Origin of the sequence: Amazonocrinis nigriterrae CENA67 (assembly GCF_016056305.1) — a bacterium.
GTDB lineage: Bacteria > Cyanobacteriota > Cyanobacteriia > Cyanobacteriales > Nostocaceae > Amazonocrinis > Amazonocrinis nigriterrae.
In genome coordinates, this window is record NZ_JAECZC010000079.1 from 1 (window position 1) to 14,700 (window position 14,700).

Here is a 14,700-nt window from a genome sequence, read left to right on the forward strand (position 1 = left end):
GCAATTATATAATGTTAACTAGAATTGGATCACAACTTGATTCAGATTCAGTTTGGTCAAAGTTTAGCAGTGTTGGAATGGTAGAGTCCGTCCGCTCGTTAAATGATGAGACAACAGTTGAGACTCGTTATTTTATTAGTAGCCTTGAAGAAAATATTGAACAGTTTGCTAATGCTATTCGTAGTCATTGGGGAATTGAGAATTCATTGCATTGGATATTGGATGTTGCTTTTAAAGAAGATGAGTCCCGCATTAGGAAAGATAACGCTCCACAAAATTTTGCAATTATAAGGCAGATTGCGGTCAATCTTTTAGGTAAAGAGAAGCGTGTAAAACGAGGAATTAAAAATAAACAGTTCCTCGCGGCGATGGATAACAACTATTTACTAAATATTTTAGCGTTAGCTTAAAATAGTACATCAAAACTTAAGTCGAATATTTCACATGAAGAATTTATCAATTTTCTAGGTAAATATACTTTTATGTACCTCCTAATTAAATTGTTTTCTGATTAATGAATTGTTCATTCAGATGAAGATGAACTCATTGATATTTCAGAACAAGTTTGATTTACTTTGCTTATCGTTTCATCAATTTTTACAATTATCTATGTCATTTTGTAATCTTGCTTAGTTTTTGTTAGTAAATAAGATGCGTTTGCCCTGGGTGGAACCGTTAATTGCCCAACTGAACCGAGATTGGAATGGCTATGTACGTAAAGGCGTAGTTTGGGCTTTAGGAAACTGCCGCGATCGCCGTTCTTTAGCACCCCTAGCAAACGCCTTAAAAACTGATATTTCCGCAGTTCGTTTATGGTCTGCTAGTGCCCTGGCGCAAATGGCAGAGGTGGGTTATGAGGCAGTTGTTGGAGCCATCCCACCATTAATTGAAGCTTTAGTCCAAGACCCAGTAGCACCAGTGCGGAGTAACTGTGCTTGGACAATTGGACAGTTATGTCGGGAACTACCTTCTAACATAGTTTATGCCACAGCGATTGATGCCCTAATTCAAGCCTTTGCCGAAGACCAAGATTTGGGAGTCCGTGAAGATGCTAAATCCTCACTGTTGGGTGTAGGCGATCCTCGTGGCTTGCAGTTGATTGAAACTCTAGAACAAGAAGGTTGGTTTTAAGTTAGGAAAGGGGAAGGGGAAGGGGAAGGGGAAGAAGATGAGAGAGAATAACCAATTCCCAATTCCCCTTAGGGTGACCCTCCTTCTCCCAAGGGGAGACGCTACGCGAACGTCGCTAACGCTACGAAGATCGCCAGTCGCTCATGGGGGACTCGGGGCCCCCACGACCGAAAGGGAGTGGGGATTGGAGGAGAACCCCCAAGACCCTTACGGGTGACGCTCGCAGGCTCGCTAACGCTCTTGCTAACGGCAGTTACTCCACTTGGTGAGGGAGTTGCCGTCTTGGCGCCTTGCGTCGATGGCAAACTCCCGTTAGCGAAGCGGTAGCGAGGAACGAGCGTCACCCGAAGGGGGAGACCCCAAGACCGTACTGCCTCACCGCGCTGGCTCACCAATTCCCAATTCCCAATCCCCAATTCCCAATTCCATAAAAAAATAAAACCCGCTGAAGCGGGTTCCACACAACACTATGAACAACAAACTTTGATTTAGCCGAAGTACTTAATTTCTGCTTCAAGTTGGCGAACCAATCTTTCGTCACCCTTGGCTTTGGCTACTTCCAAGCGGTGTTCTATGTTTCTTTGAATATTCAGTCTATGCATTTGCTTTGCTTGATTAGCAACTTGCAATCTGTTTTGGCTCATAAGACTACCTAGTTTAATTTTTTTCTTTATGTTTTGTTTCCCTAACATAACATATATTTTGTAGCTGTTGTTACAGAAAAATCAAAATTAACATTAAATTAATTATTGAGTCATGTATACAAATCAAAATTTAGAGGCTTCACAACGGCAGAAACCTTTGCAAACAAGTGTTATCACTCTGCTGAGCGATTTTGGCGATCACGATGTGTATGTAGGTGTGATCAAAGGAGTGATAGCCCAAATCAACCCCAAGCTAGCGGTAGTAGACTTAACGCATCAGATTCCACCACAAAATATTGCCGCAGGTAGGTTTTGTCTAATGAATGCTTATGCTTATTTTCCTGTGGGTACAGTGCATGTAGCGGTGGTAGATCCAGGTGTGGGAAGCAGACGCAGAGCGATCGCTGTAGAATTTGCCCAAGGGTTTTTAGTAGGCCCAGATAATGGCATATTCAGTGGAGTACTTAGCCAAAGTCCAGCGATCGCCGCAGTTGAACTTACAAATCTTAACTATTGGAGAACACCAAAACCCAGCAAAACTTTTCACGGTAGAGATATCTTTGCCCCAGTAGCAGCTCATCTGGCCAGTGGTGTCCCCTTCAAACAGCTAGGACAAGAAATTGATCCAGCAACTTTGGTACAGATGAATATAAGCAGCTGCAATCAGACAGCAAATGGTATGGTGGGTTACATTCAATATATAGATCACTTTGGCAACTTAGTGAGCAACATCCCAGGAAGTTACGTGCAAGGTAAAACTTGGTATGTGCAAGTTGCTGGGTTGACTATACCAGGGTGTGAGACTTACGCTGATGTTGAAGTAGGAGAGGCGATCGCTTTAGTTGGTAGTCATGGTTGGATAGAAATTGCCATCAATAGCGCTAATGCTCACTCACAGTTGCAAATTAACTTGCAAGATGAGCTACTAGTTAGTCAAACCGAAATTAATAAGTAGCTGTAGTTGTTAGTATCGTTCCGACACTACTGAGATATTTTTTATTTTTAGCGAAAAAAATATCTAGAGCATGACTGTATGATAATACAGTAGCTACTTTATGTTAGTATCCTTTTTAGGATGTATAGTATTACCTGAATATATATACATAATCTTATTCTGCTTAAAATAGAATTTATATTGCTATGACTGAACAAGACCGTAATTTATCTAAAAATCAAACACAATTAGATTTACCGGAAGTTTGGGAAGTTTATGATAAACAAAATAACTATGAAATTATTACTTGTAACAATGAAGATTGTCAGGATATATGCATAATCTACTTCTCAAGTCATGCTCTATATTATCCCAACAATAGTGAAACCTTTCATAAAAGAATTATCCAAGAAAATCGTTATGAATGGAAAAAAAATATTTTAACTACGGCAAAAAAAGTAATACTTGTCCGTGATATCCTCAAACAATGGTATATTCGGGGCATTAATTCTCGAATAAACTCTATAGAAAAATTGTATGAATTTCTCAAACAAGAGGCAGGAGAATTAAGCATAATATGTGTAGGTAATTCAGCAGGTGGTTATGCTGCTGCTCTGTTTGGTTATTTACTTGAAGCTAAATGTGTATTTAGCTTTTCTGGATTTTTTTCAATAGAGTATTGTCTGGAGGGAGAAAAGAATAGATTGGCAAATCCACTGGTAGTCAAGTATGAAAATGTACCAGATATAAAAAAATATTATTCTCTGCTCGATATACTAAAAAATAGCCAATTACCTATATTCTTTTTCTACGCAGCACGTGCAAAACTTGATATTGCTCAGTCAAAATTAATAGATAATTTCGATAATGTATATGCTTTTTCTTTCGATAGATCGGCACATGGTCAAACATGTTATACAGTAAATTTTTTAAGTTTATTTGGTTTAGAAATAGACAAACTAAAAAATATCTATTTGAAATATCAAGGTCAAGTTATAAAACCATTACTTTTTTCAATTCATGTGTCCGGTTATCGTATAACTTTAAATTTTGTTCTTTCCCGCTTACACAAGCGTATAAATTTGTTATTACAGGATAAATTTCCTATTAAAAAGCTAAAATAAAAATTTTCAAATTAGAACCCAAAATTAAGATATAAACATTTGTCTGTAACTAGATATTTTTTGCCAAGCTAGTCATCATATTCTCACACTCGTACCAAAAATCTATCATCCTAATTTTCAATACCTGTTAATTTTTTGAGTGTTGGTCAGGGTGTGCGGTAGGTAAGAGCTTGCTTAGCAAGATGTCTGTTTAACTAAACTCTCGCATCTAGGCAACCTATACTTTCAAAAGAGGTAGAATCAATATTAATGAAATGAAAAACAGCTCAAGGTAAATTAGAGCAAGTACGTATATTAGTTCTAACACCCCATTGATAATTGGTTGACTATGACTACACAAACAATAACTACACCAGAACTTTATCAGGGTCAGTTTGGGGAATTTACAATAACTCAGAGCGATCGCACTGGCGTAATTATCTACCGCGCTGGTTTAATGGTAGCTGCACTTAGCTTTGCCATAGGCAGTGCTTTGGTATTGTTCAATAATAATTCATCTGTTTTCACCGCATTAACGCCTCTGTATGCTTGTTTTAGTCTTGCTCTCGGTATCAGTTTATTGACCATTCATATCTACATGGCATCACTGCACCGACTTTTGCAAGTTTTTTGGACGATAGGCACTATTGCATCAGTGATAGTGGCACTTTCTAACAGTGAACCTCTGGCTGTGACTGTTTACAATCAACCCATTACCTTATTTGGAGTTGGTTTCACTTTTGTTGCTTTGACAGGTATTTACTTCAAAGAAGCTTTTTGCTTCAACCGTCTAGAAACAAAAGTATTAACTGTCATAGTTCCACTACTATTGATAGGACATTTAGTAGGGATTTTACCAACTCAAATTGAACAAGTTTTATTAGGGATTTGGGCGATTTTATTCTTAGTGTTTGCCCTGCGTAAAGCAGTCCAAGCAATTCCTCCAGATATTGGGGATAAGTCTGTGTTTGTTTATTTGAAAGAACAGCGTTCAACTAAGGTTTAATGCAGAAAAAATATCAAAATAAAAAACTGCTAAAAATACGGCTAATAAAACGTCAAGAAATATGGACATTTACGGCTCAAGGATGGGTAGTCTTCCTTGTAACTATAACTGCTTTGATGTTTTTTGCAATTACTAATTTACACCCATTTCTGGCCGTAACTTCTCGTGTGAAAGCCGCAGATATATTAGTTGTTGATGGATGGTTATCAGACTACGAAGTAAAACAAGCAGCCGCTGAATTTCAAGGTGGTTTCTATCGTCAAATCATTACTCTAGGAACTTCAGTGGAGCAAGGTTTTTATTTGAGTGAATATAAAAATTATGCTGACATTACCGCAGCTACTTTAAACAAACTAGGTATCCCAAAAGAGAAATTAATAGCTGTTTATATACCTACAGTCGTCAGGAATCGTACTCATGAGTCTGCTGTTGCATTACTTCAATGGATATCAAAATTCAATCTACCGATAAAATCAATAAATCTTTTGACATTTGATGCTCACGCCCGTAGAAGCTGGATGATTTTTAAAAAAGTCTTTTATCCCCAAATTGAAGTGGGTATAATTGCTGCTAAACCATTACTTTATGACTCAAATAACTGGTGGAAAACTAGCGAAGGTGTGCGGGTCACTATGTCTGAAACCATCGCTTATGTTTATGCTTTATTAGTTAGTTGGAAAACTTAAAACTTAGTAGAAAGTCTAACGTTTTTATAAATAAATGGTAAAAGGAGAGCTTAAATACACTCTCCATAAAATAGAAAAACTTAATCTTGAATTGGCCCAGTAGAAACTCTAGTAATAAAGTCTTTTTTAGTTTCAATATCGAAGGGATCAATTAAAACATAGGTAATTGCTTTCTTGCTACTGGGTTGTTTAACTTCAGGCGTGGAACCATCTGGGTTAGCTGGAGGTCCAGTCATCAACAGCGGTGAACCCCAGTAAACAATCCTCCAAACATTTTTATCTACAAGATCAAGGTTTTTATCTGTATAGGATAAATATTCGACTGTGGTTTTAATAGGCGGTTGCGTCAGATTAGCTAGTGTAGTTTTATTTGCTATTTCCAGTGCTTTCTCTACTGACACAGGAAGATTAATAGAAGGGACTACTGGTTTGAATTGAACTCCATAACCTTGAAGAATTTTTTCTGCGTTTGGAGAAATATCAACAGGTTGATCTAATCCTACTGTCAACACTGGCTTTATTTCGTCTAATGTAGATTTGGTCTGAGCGCGTGAATTGCTTGAACCATAAGCATAGGTTAAAGCTAAGATTGGAAGTACCAAAAGTGAAATTATCCATTTACGTTTCATTTTTATGCCTCTAATAATTAAATTTTGTTGGTAAGATGTTATAGCACACATTAAGACAGGGCGAACGCACGAGTTTTCTGAAACCCTTACTGCATAAGGATCTTGAACAAAAAATAGGCTAAGTTATAAAATGGCAAAACCCTTGCTATTAAACCATTCTTATACTTTAGATGCGTTTGCCCTGCACATTAAGACGTATGATGGCTGGGATAGCATATGAATAAATAGCTGCATTCAACAAATATCCTAACGTGTATACGTAATCTATTGCATAATTGCCAACCAAGCCACTCAAAAGTTACCTACGATTACTTAAAAATCCTCACAACTATGCAGTTGGTAAAATTTGAGATTACAATTGAATTTCAAGCCGTTTTCAAGGTCAAGTGAGCCAAAGATTTGTACGTTTGTGATCACAAACGTATAACGTAATTAAGTTTTATAAAACTATAAAAAAAACCCCTTAAGGGGGCTAATATTATTGTTATTCGCGTGGAATGAATAACTAATAATTAATACTCACAGTAAATACAGCAATCCGAACAGAATAATCCAAATCACGTCAACGAAGTGCCAGTAAATTTCCGCAGCTTCAATACCAAAGTGCTTTTCGCTACTGTAGTGACCTTTAACGCGCGATCGCCACAATACTGCCACAATTGCTAAAACACCGATGGTAACGTGTAGTCCGTGGAAGCCAGTCAAAACGTAGAATGCACTGGCAAACAAATTGGTAGTCAAACCAAATTCCAGATGTGTATATTCGTACACCTGCCCTACCAAAAAAATAGCACCCATCGCCGCAGTAATTGCCAACCAAGTACGCATACCGCGCGTATCATTTTTCTTGATAGCAGTATCAGCATTATGCATGACAAAACTGCTAGCAATCAGATTGATGGTATTAACACCAGGTAGCAACAGTTCCAACTCTGGGGTGCCTTCTGGGGGCCACACAGGTAAGGTAGAACGGAAAGCCAGATAAGCTCCGAACAACCCCATAAAAATCATCCCTTCAGCAATCAGGAAGACAATTAGCCCAAACAGGCGATGGTCTGGATGTTCTTCGTGATGACCAACAGTTGCTTCTGCTGTGTGGTGATGATTCAGTTCAGTTTTCGCTGGGTCAATTGTTTGACTTTGCATGAATCTTTATGAGTGAGTGGGGAATGGTGACTGGGGACTGGTGACTGGGGACTGGTGACTGGGGACTGGTGACTGGGGACTGGTGACTAGGAAAGAGTTTTCTTAATACTCAATACCCAAAACCCTATACCCACTACCCAATACCCAATCCCCAGTCCCTTTATTTACGGTCTTCAGGGTTAGCAGCAACCGCTGGGTCGGGTTCTGCTCTTAATACTGAATTAGGGCCGCCGGATAAGACTGGATTGGGGTCAGACAAAGGTACACCTTCATTAGCCTTTTCCAAGCCATAGTCGTAGGGGCCTGTAACTAATACTGGGGTTTTGTCAAAATTTTCAATGGCTGGCGGTGAGGTTGTCATCCACTCCAAGGTCAATGCCCTCCAAGGATTATTACCTGCTTTTTCTCCGTACAACCAACTCCAAATCGCATTGATAATGAAGGGAAATGTCGAAACTGCCAGGATATAAGCACCATAGGTGCAGATTTCGTTAAGTAACGTAAATTTCGGGTCATACTGAGCAACGCGGCGGTTCATGCCCATCATGCCCAACTTGTGCATGGGTAAGAAGGCCATGTTGAGACCGACAATTGTCAAGGTAAAGTGTACCTTACCCCAAAATTCGTTGAGCATTCGTCCCGTCATTTTCGGGAACCAATGGTAAATCGCCGCGTAAATGCCGAGGACACTACCACCAAAGAGGACGTAGTGCAAGTGGGCTACAACAAAATATGTATCGTGAACGTGAATATCAAAGGGTACTGCCGCCAACATCACGCCACTGATACCGCCAATCACAAAAGTACCCACAAAACCCATGGCAAACAACATGGGAGTGTTGAGTCGGATTTTGCCACCCCACATAGTTGCCAACCAGCTGAAAATTTTAATTCCTGTGGGTACGGCGATGATCATCGTGGTGATCATAAAGAACATCCGCAACCAACCAGGAATACCGCTGGTAAACATGTGGTGTGCCCAGACGATTAAGCCTAAGAAACTAATGGCTAGGGATGAGTAAGCGATCGCTTTATAGCCAAAAATCGGTTTGCGGGAATGCACGGGGATTACTTCCGAAATTGCCCCAAAGAAGGGCAAAATCATGATATAAACCGCTGGGTGGGAGTAAAACCAGAACATATGCTGGTACACAACTGGGTCGCCACCGCCAGTAGGGTTAAAAAATGTCGTTCCAGCAAACAAGTCAAAAGCCAGCAGAATCAGACCAGCTGCTAGTACTGGCGTTGACACCAAAGTTAATGCCGAGGTGGCAAACATCGCCCAGCAGAACAAAGGCAATTGATTGAATCCCAAACCTGGGATACGCATCCTCAACAACGTAACTAAGAAATTGATTGCCCCCAGAATTGATGATGTACCAAGCAAGAGGACACTCATAATCCAGATTCCCTCGCCTACCTGACCTGTCACCAAGCTCAGGGGAGGGTAAGAAGTCCAACCTGCATCCGGTGCATCGCCCACCACTAAACTAGCGATGAGCAACAAACCAGCAGGCGGGATCATCCAAAAAGCCACAGCATTCAGGCGTGGGAATGCCATATCCTTAGCCCCAATCATTAAGGGGATCAAAAAGTTGGCAAACCCTGCACCAGCTGGCACAATCCACAAGAAAATCATAATTGTGGCGTGCAGCGTGAACAAACTGTTGTAAACTTCAGGCGTCACAAAATCTACTTCAGGCGTCCGCAGTTCGGTGCGAACTAAGTCAGCTAAAACGCCGCCAATGCAGTAGAAAATGAACGTCGTGACAAGGTATTGAATCGCAATTACCTTATGGTCGGTGTTAAAGCCAAAGTAGTCTTGCCATTTTCTAGCCGGTGGTTCTTCACCATGCGCGGGGATGTTGGCAGTTTCTTGCAACTGAGCTTGTGTCATAGGAGGAGTTAGTTGTTAGTTGTCAGTTGTTAGTTGTTAGTTGTTAGTTGTCAGTTGTTTGTTTACCACTGACCACTGACCACTGACCACTGACCACTGACCACTGACTAATGGTGAACTTGATGGAGTGTTTCTGGTTGAATTCCCATGTCCTTGGTGTAAGGAGCCAGAAATTCATCTGCTGATAAATCCGCAGGGTTAAGAGCAACGGCTTGATTGAGAGTTTCTTTGCTAGCAGTTAGCTGCTCTTGCGTCCATTTTTCAAAGGCTTCTTCGGTTTCTACAACTACTTGTGTTCTCATAGCCCCGTGGTATGGGCCACAAAGTTCAGCACAGATGAGGGCATAGTCACCTGCTGTTTTGGGAGTGAAGCGAATCTCGCTTTGTCTACCAGGGATCGCATCTTGCTTCAGGCGGAACTCTGGTACCCAAAAAGCGTGAATGACATCGTTGGCTGTCATATTAATTAGCACTTCCCGCCCGATGGGAAGGTGTAATTCACCAGTGGTGATACCAGTTTCAGGATAGGTGAAAATCCAAGCGTACTGTAGACCAGTGACGTTGACTACTAGTTCTGGTGGTTTGCCAGCTTTATCAGGAGTTGAGCCAATGCTGGGCGAAACAACACCTATACCGGGAGCATTCCGCTTTTGGGGAATTTGGTCAGCATTGCGGACTTCAGCTGTGGCTGGGTCTTGCATTGCCTCATCAGATTTTTCTTGATTAAGGTTAGGCTCTGTGCTGGGTGGCGTGTCGTTCAACGTTGCAGCAATTGCTGCTCCCGGCATTGTCATCGACATATTCTGAGTAATCGGGGCTTCATGCACAGCATGAGGGTTAAAACCACCAATTTCGTTATATACATCAAAGCTGTACACAGAAATACCTATAACGATAATTGCTGGGATCGCCGTCCAGAGTATTTCTAAAGGTACATTCCCCTCAACTGGTGGGCCGTCTTCATTGTCACCTGCACGCCGACGGTATTTAAATGCAGAGTAAATCAAGACACCTTCAACTATCAGAAAAATACCTGTGGAAATGATCATCATCGTGTTGAACAGACCATCCACCAAGACGGCTTCATCTGAGGCGGCTGTTGGCAACAGACCGTGATTTTGACCATACCAAAGGCTGACTAGTGTTAGCCCGATGCCTATAAGTAATGTCCAGATCGAACTTGGAATCTTCACGGTTTACTTAAATGAATTTACTACGTTATCTCGAAGCTACTCACCTACTAAGGTAGTCTAGGCTGGAAGACATTGAGTCTAGTGGTCTGAAATTTTTATTAATTTTTTTGCCTAATTTACTAATCTTGAGTACAAGAGACTTATTGGATACTGCCAAGAATAGATATAAATCCGTGAAAAATTTAAGGAAAAATTTAGGATAGCAAATTTAACTGTCATTGCTCATCTGTTGACATCTTGAAAAATACCTAAAGCTTCAGGCGAAAACCAGCTGGATTGATTCAAAGTATAAGTGAAAGCTAAATTTATAAACCTTAGTCTGTACGCTAGGGTAAAGATGAGTAGGTACTAAAAATTGAGGATTTTCCAAGCCCTACCAAGAGCGGGCAAAAGGTATTGTTCATGAACGAAATTGTCCTAGAACAACAAAATGAAGCGACGGCAGAACAGCAAAAGCCCAAGGAACTGATTCGTCGCTTGGTGTGGAGGATGTGCATCGCCACCTTGATTTTGATGGCAATAGGCAGCGCCACCCGCGTGATGAATGCTGGACTCGCTTGCCCAGATTGGCCTTTATGCTACGGGGAACTAGTGCCAGCCAAGCAAATGAATTTCCAAGTGTTCCTAGAGTGGTTTCATCGATTGGATGCAAGTTTGATTGGAATCAGCGCGATCGCCCTTTCTGGTTTATCTTGGTGGCATCGTCGTTTTTTACCCAATTGGCTACCTTGGGCCTCCACATTCGCTTTGTTTTTAATCGTCTTTCAAGGCGTTTTGGGCGGGCTTACCGTCACCGAACTATTGCGGTTTGATATCGTCACCGCCCACTTAGGAACAGCGCTGTTGTTTTTCATCACGCTGCTAATTGTAGGCACGGCACTCACTCCCTATCAAGGTACTGGAACCGTTGGGAATTTGCCTTGGGTGGGTTTAACTGCGGCTATTTTAGTTTACTTACAAAGTCTACTAGGTGCTTTGGTAGGGTCGCGCTGGGCATTACACCAATGCTTTGGCGGTTCTCAACTTTGCGGTGTCATGTACAGCCATATTTTCGGACTAGTACCGCCAACTGTAGCCACCTTGGCAGTAGTTTTTATTTCCTGGCGTACACCAGCATTGCATCCAGCTTTGCGGCGGCTAGCAAATATGGCTGGTGTATTGTTGGTTTTACAAATTCTATTGGGAGTTGCTACTTTCAGATTACACCTGCAAGTGGAACCGCTAACTGTCTCTCACCAAGCTGTAGGAGCTGCTTTGCTAGGTAGTTTGGCGGCTTTCACAGTTCTGGCGCTGCGTGACTGGGCTGCTAGTCGTGAAATCAACGCTAATTTGTAGGGACTGGGGACTGGGTACTAGGGACTGGGGACTGCTGACTGCTGACTAGGTAAGAGTTTTCCCAATACCCAATCCCCAATCCCTTACCCTAACCTTCCCCTGTACTCCAAGAGACTACAAGTCAGTGACTCTACAAATAAAGCTGTTAGTAGCACTCTTTGATGAAAGCCCTTTGGATAATGCTCTTAACGTCGCTAAGACAAGTCACCTGGGGCAAGGTTTCCCTCCCGTAGTGCCGGACTCACCGCAACGCCAAAGATTGCGACCCAAGCAGGTGCAAAAAGTCTGGGTTTTCCCTCAAATTTAATCACCAGACTGAGCAGGGGCTACATATAAGTTGTTGAAAAATAAGGAAGTAGAGTCAACATGATTGAGACTAATGTCTCTCGCCACCACGAAACTTTTCTACAAGTAATTCAAAGCTACTACCAGCTAACTAAGCCGCGCATTATCCCGTTGCTTTTAATTACTACCGCTGGCAGTATGTGGATTGCTGCTAAGGGAGAAGTAGACCCATTACTATTGCTAGTAACTCTTATTGGTGGCACCTTGGCTGCTGCTAGCGCCCAGACGATTAACTGTATCTATGACCGCGATATAGATTATGACATGGAGCGGACGCGCCATCGTCCTATGCCTGCTGGTAAGGTGCAACCGCGTGATGCTTTAATTTTTGCGATCGCTTTAGCTGTGATGTCTTTCACGCTACTAGCTGTGTTTGCGAATCTTTTAGCCGCACTGCTGGCTTTTTCAGGGATCGTCTTTTATGTTTTGGTCTATACTCACTGGCTAAAACGTCACAGTACCCAGAATATCGTGATTGGTGGAGCTGCGGGAGCAATTCCGGCACTAGTTGGTTGGGCAGCTGTCACAGATACTTTAAGCTGGGCAGCATGGTTAATTTTTGCCATCGTCTTTTTGTGGACACCTCCCCATTTCTGGGCGTTAGCACTCATGATTAAGGATGACTACGCAAAGGTTGGGATACCAATGTTACCTGTAATTGAAGGTGCTAAGGCAACCGTGAAGCAGATTTGGTACTATACTCTGGTAACGGTGGCAGCAACTATGTTACTGGTTTATCCCTTGCACGCCAGTGGAGTTGTCTATGCAGCAGTGGCCGTGAGTTTGGGAGGATTGTTTATTCACAAATCATGGCGCTTGTTGCAAAATCCAGAGGATCGCACTGTCGCTAGAGAATTGTTTCTTTATTCCATTTCCTACATGATGCTGTTGTGCTTGGGTATGGTGGTAGATAGCCTGCCAATTACACATCACCTGATTAGTGCAGCTATCAATCTAATTGCTTAGGGCATGGATGAAAATGCGATCGCGTTGGTAAAGTAGCGCGATCGTATTTTAAAAGATAAAAATAAAAAAATTTTATTGATCAACTACTCATTTATTGAAAAAATGTAACCAAGTAATCATGTATAGAACCCATTTGGGATCTTGGGAGAAAAGGTAAAGTAAAAAATAAATGCCGTACTTCAGCAGTTTAACGGATAAAGAGTGGGAAATCATTAAACCACTGTTGCCCCAGAAAAAGCAAACCAGACCACCGAAGTGGACAAAACGGCAAATATTAAATGGTATCTTTTATCAACTTAAAAACGGGTGTAACTGGTGCGATTTACCTAAAGACTTACCGCCTTACTCAACAGTGTTTTGGCACTACAAGCAGTGGCGAGAAGCGGGAGTGATAGAGCTTCTGGATGACAACTTTGCATGGTAAAGTGCGCTTTGACGCAAAAAAAAACCAAAATGGACAACCTTACTGATCATTGATTCGCAAGCAGTCAAAAATACCTGCAATGCCAGTACGGAGTCTAAAGGGTTCTGTAATTACAAGTGTACTAATGGCATTAAACGACACTTGGCGGTAGACACTCTTGGTCTACCATTTTTCACTCACTGTACTAAAGCTAGTGTCAGTGATGACCGTGGCTTAATTGAACTATTGAGCCAGAACTTAAATTACTTTCGTGCCAAGCCTGTGAACATCCCAAAAATTACGATTCTGCTTGACCAAGGCTATCATCCAGAGAAAATCAAAACCGCTCTCCAAACCCTCTACCCTCAGATTATGACCAAGATCCGATTCCAACTCGCACCCAAACCCACAGGAGCTGAAAAAGCAGCCCTGGACAAAACTGGGTTTGTCCCGATCGCAACTCGTTGGGTAATCGAACGCTCCAATGCTTGGATGGAACGATGTAAGAGTTTGGTCAAGAACTTTGAGCGAACACTCACTCATGCGACTGCCAAGCTCAATCTATGTTTTATTCGACTCATGCTCAAGCGGTTAGCTCAGGCATAGATATCAAATGGGTTCTATAGAGTAAAAAGGTGACTGGGTGGGACTTCTAGGGAGTGAAAGAATGTTTGCAAAAATAGTTAGTGAAAAGAGTTGACAGTCTTGAGTGGGTTAGTTATATTGGATAAGTGCCGAACAGAGAGCGCACGAAAGAGCGGCTCGGAAGGCATCAGAACCATGAAAATATTATAGTTTGAAAGCCATAATACCACAAGTAGCCTGAGTCAAGAAAATGAGAGCACCAGGCTGAGGTGGATAAATAAGCAGTCAAAAAGAGCTAATAAAAGCTTTCCATTGCAAAACGGAGAGTTTGATCCTGGCTCAGGATGAACGCTGGCGGTATGCTTAACACATGCAAGTCGAACGGTGTCTTCGGACACAGTGGCGGACGGGTGAGTAACGCGTGAGAATCTAGCTTCAGGTCGGGGACAACCACTGGAAACGGTGGCTAATACCGGATGTGCCGGAAGGTGAAAGATTTATTGCCTGAAGATGAGCTCGCGTCTGATTAGCTAGTAGGTGTGGTAAGAGCGCACCTAGGCGACGATCAGTAGCTGGTCTGAGAGGATGATCAGCCACACTGGGACTGAGACACGGCCCAGACTCCTACGGGAGGCAGCAGTGGGGAATTTTCCGCAATGGGCGAAAGCCTGACGGAGCAATACCGCGTGAGGGAGGA

The 14,700-nt window shown here is 42.0% G+C and carries 15 protein-coding genes, 1 rRNA gene and 1 pseudogene; 12 read left to right on the forward strand and 5 right to left on the reverse strand.

The features are described from left to right. A partial coding sequence (locus tag I8748_RS27700) for an ISAs1 family transposase (protein WP_214662784.1) occupies window positions 1-410 on the forward strand: 410 nt, incomplete at its 5' end. A gap of 256 nt (window positions 411-666) precedes the next feature. Further along, window positions 667-1,131: pseudogene (locus tag I8748_RS27705) on the forward strand (HEAT repeat domain-containing protein); the annotation flags it as partial. 488 nt (window positions 1,132-1,619) lie between these two features. On the opposite strand, the gene pirA reads toward I8748_RS27705, so the two are convergent. After that, on the reverse strand, window positions 1,620-1,775 hold the full coding sequence (gene pirA / locus I8748_RS27710) for an arginine synthesis PII-interacting regulator PirA (protein ID WP_198127730.1): 156 nt from the start codon (window positions 1,773-1,775) through the stop codon (window positions 1,620-1,622). A 112-nt stretch (window positions 1,776-1,887) separates the two neighbouring features. Between pirA and I8748_RS27715 the strand changes: the two genes are divergently transcribed. From I8748_RS27715 to I8748_RS27730, 4 genes are all read left to right on the forward strand, one after another. Next, the gene (locus I8748_RS27715; RefSeq protein ID WP_198127731.1) at window positions 1,888-2,730 is read left to right on the forward strand and encodes an SAM hydrolase/SAM-dependent halogenase family protein; all 843 of its coding nucleotides are present in this window, start codon (window positions 1,888-1,890) and stop codon (window positions 2,728-2,730) included. Between the two features lie 185 nt (window positions 2,731-2,915). After that, window positions 2,916-3,833 carry a hypothetical protein gene (locus tag I8748_RS27720; protein ID WP_198127732.1) on the forward strand — a complete coding sequence of 306 codons (918 nt, stop codon included), beginning with the start codon at window positions 2,916-2,918 and terminating at the stop codon, window positions 3,831-3,833. A 328-nt stretch (window positions 3,834-4,161) separates the two neighbouring features. After that, window positions 4,162-4,818 carry a DUF2301 domain-containing membrane protein gene (locus tag I8748_RS27725; RefSeq protein WP_198127733.1) on the forward strand — a complete coding sequence of 219 codons (657 nt, stop codon included), beginning with the start codon at window positions 4,162-4,164 and terminating at the stop codon, window positions 4,816-4,818. Then, the gene (locus tag I8748_RS27730; protein WP_214662785.1) at window positions 4,818-5,504 is read left to right on the forward strand and encodes an ElyC/SanA/YdcF family protein; all 687 of its coding nucleotides are present in this window, start codon (window positions 4,818-4,820) and stop codon (window positions 5,502-5,504) included. Before I8748_RS27725 ends, I8748_RS27730 begins: the two co-directional genes overlap by 1 nt. A gap of 80 nt (window positions 5,505-5,584) precedes the next feature. On the opposite strand, the gene I8748_RS27735 is transcribed toward I8748_RS27730, so the two are convergent. The 4 genes from I8748_RS27735 to I8748_RS27750 form a co-directional block, all read right to left on the reverse strand. Continuing rightward, window positions 5,585-6,133, reverse strand: a complete 549-nt coding sequence (locus tag I8748_RS27735) for a hypothetical protein (protein WP_198127734.1) — start codon at window positions 6,131-6,133, stop codon at window positions 5,585-5,587. A 519-nt stretch (window positions 6,134-6,652) separates the two neighbouring features. Further along, window positions 6,653-7,279 carry a cytochrome c oxidase subunit 3 gene (locus I8748_RS27740; RefSeq protein ID WP_096555961.1) on the reverse strand — a complete coding sequence of 209 codons (627 nt, stop codon included), beginning with the start codon at window positions 7,277-7,279 and terminating at the stop codon, window positions 6,653-6,655. Between the two features lie 160 nt (window positions 7,280-7,439). Beyond that, window positions 7,440-9,176 (reverse strand): cytochrome c oxidase subunit I, encoded by a 1,737-nt coding sequence (ctaD, locus tag I8748_RS27745; protein ID WP_198127735.1) that lies wholly within the window; start codon window positions 9,174-9,176, stop codon window positions 7,440-7,442. Window positions 9,177-9,283: 107 nt separating this feature from the next. Further along, window positions 9,284-10,369 (reverse strand): cytochrome c oxidase subunit II, encoded by a 1,086-nt coding sequence (locus I8748_RS27750; protein ID WP_198127736.1) that lies wholly within the window; start codon window positions 10,367-10,369, stop codon window positions 9,284-9,286. Window positions 10,370-10,771: 402 nt separating this feature from the next. Between I8748_RS27750 and I8748_RS27755 the strand changes: the two genes are divergently transcribed. The 6 genes from I8748_RS27755 to I8748_RS27775 all read left to right on the forward strand — a co-directional run. Then, window positions 10,772-11,704 carry a COX15/CtaA family protein gene (locus tag I8748_RS27755; protein ID WP_198127737.1) on the forward strand — a complete coding sequence of 311 codons (933 nt, stop codon included), beginning with the start codon at window positions 10,772-10,774 and terminating at the stop codon, window positions 11,702-11,704. 124 nt (window positions 11,705-11,828) lie between these two features. Then, a complete protein-coding gene (locus tag I8748_RS34745) occupies window positions 11,829-12,011 on the forward strand; it encodes a hypothetical protein (protein WP_214662786.1) in 183 nt (60 codons plus the stop codon). 59 nt (window positions 12,012-12,070) lie between these two features. Next, complete coding sequence (locus tag I8748_RS27760; protein ID WP_198127738.1) at window positions 12,071-13,015, forward strand: heme o synthase; 945 nt, start codon at window positions 12,071-12,073, stop codon at window positions 13,013-13,015. A 169-nt stretch (window positions 13,016-13,184) separates the two neighbouring features. Beyond that, window positions 13,185-13,439, forward strand: a complete 255-nt coding sequence (locus I8748_RS27765; RefSeq protein ID WP_225896569.1) for a transposase — start codon at window positions 13,185-13,187, stop codon at window positions 13,437-13,439. A gap of 48 nt (window positions 13,440-13,487) precedes the next feature. Further along, window positions 13,488-14,024: a transposase gene (locus tag I8748_RS27770; protein WP_318781279.1), complete on the forward strand. Its 537-nt coding sequence runs from the start codon at window positions 13,488-13,490 to the stop codon at window positions 14,022-14,024. A 295-nt stretch (window positions 14,025-14,319) separates the two neighbouring features. Further along, window positions 14,320-14,700, forward strand: a 16S ribosomal RNA gene (locus I8748_RS27775); the annotation flags it as partial.

Bases quoted from the DNA above. Each gene is read 5' to 3' on its own strand.
- I8748_RS27720 (WP_198127732.1), top strand. From the start codon at position 2,916: ATGACTGAACAAGACCGTAATTTATCTAAAAATCAAACACAATTAGAT.
- I8748_RS27715 (WP_198127731.1), top strand. From the start codon at position 1,888: ATGTATACAAATCAAAATTTAGAGGCTTCACAACGGCAGAAACCTTTG.
- I8748_RS27765 (WP_225896569.1), top strand. From the start codon at position 13,185: ATGCCGTACTTCAGCAGTTTAACGGATAAAGAGTGGGAAATCATTAAA.
- I8748_RS27730 (WP_214662785.1), top strand. From the start codon at position 4,818: ATGCAGAAAAAATATCAAAATAAAAAACTGCTAAAAATACGGCTAATA.
- I8748_RS27755 (WP_198127737.1), top strand. From the start codon at position 10,772: ATGAACGAAATTGTCCTAGAACAACAAAATGAAGCGACGGCAGAACAG.
- I8748_RS27735 (WP_198127734.1), bottom strand. From the start codon at position 6,133: ATGAAACGTAAATGGATAATTTCACTTTTGGTACTTCCAATCTTAGCT.
- I8748_RS27725 (WP_198127733.1), top strand. From the start codon at position 4,162: ATGACTACACAAACAATAACTACACCAGAACTTTATCAGGGTCAGTTT.
- pirA (WP_198127730.1), bottom strand. From the start codon at position 1,775: ATGAGCCAAAACAGATTGCAAGTTGCTAATCAAGCAAAGCAAATGCAT.
- I8748_RS27760 (WP_198127738.1), top strand. From the start codon at position 12,071: ATGATTGAGACTAATGTCTCTCGCCACCACGAAACTTTTCTACAAGTA.
- ctaD (WP_198127735.1), bottom strand. From the start codon at position 9,176: ATGACACAAGCTCAGTTGCAAGAAACTGCCAACATCCCCGCGCATGGT.
- I8748_RS27740 (WP_096555961.1), bottom strand. From the start codon at position 7,279: ATGCAAAGTCAAACAATTGACCCAGCGAAAACTGAACTGAATCATCAC.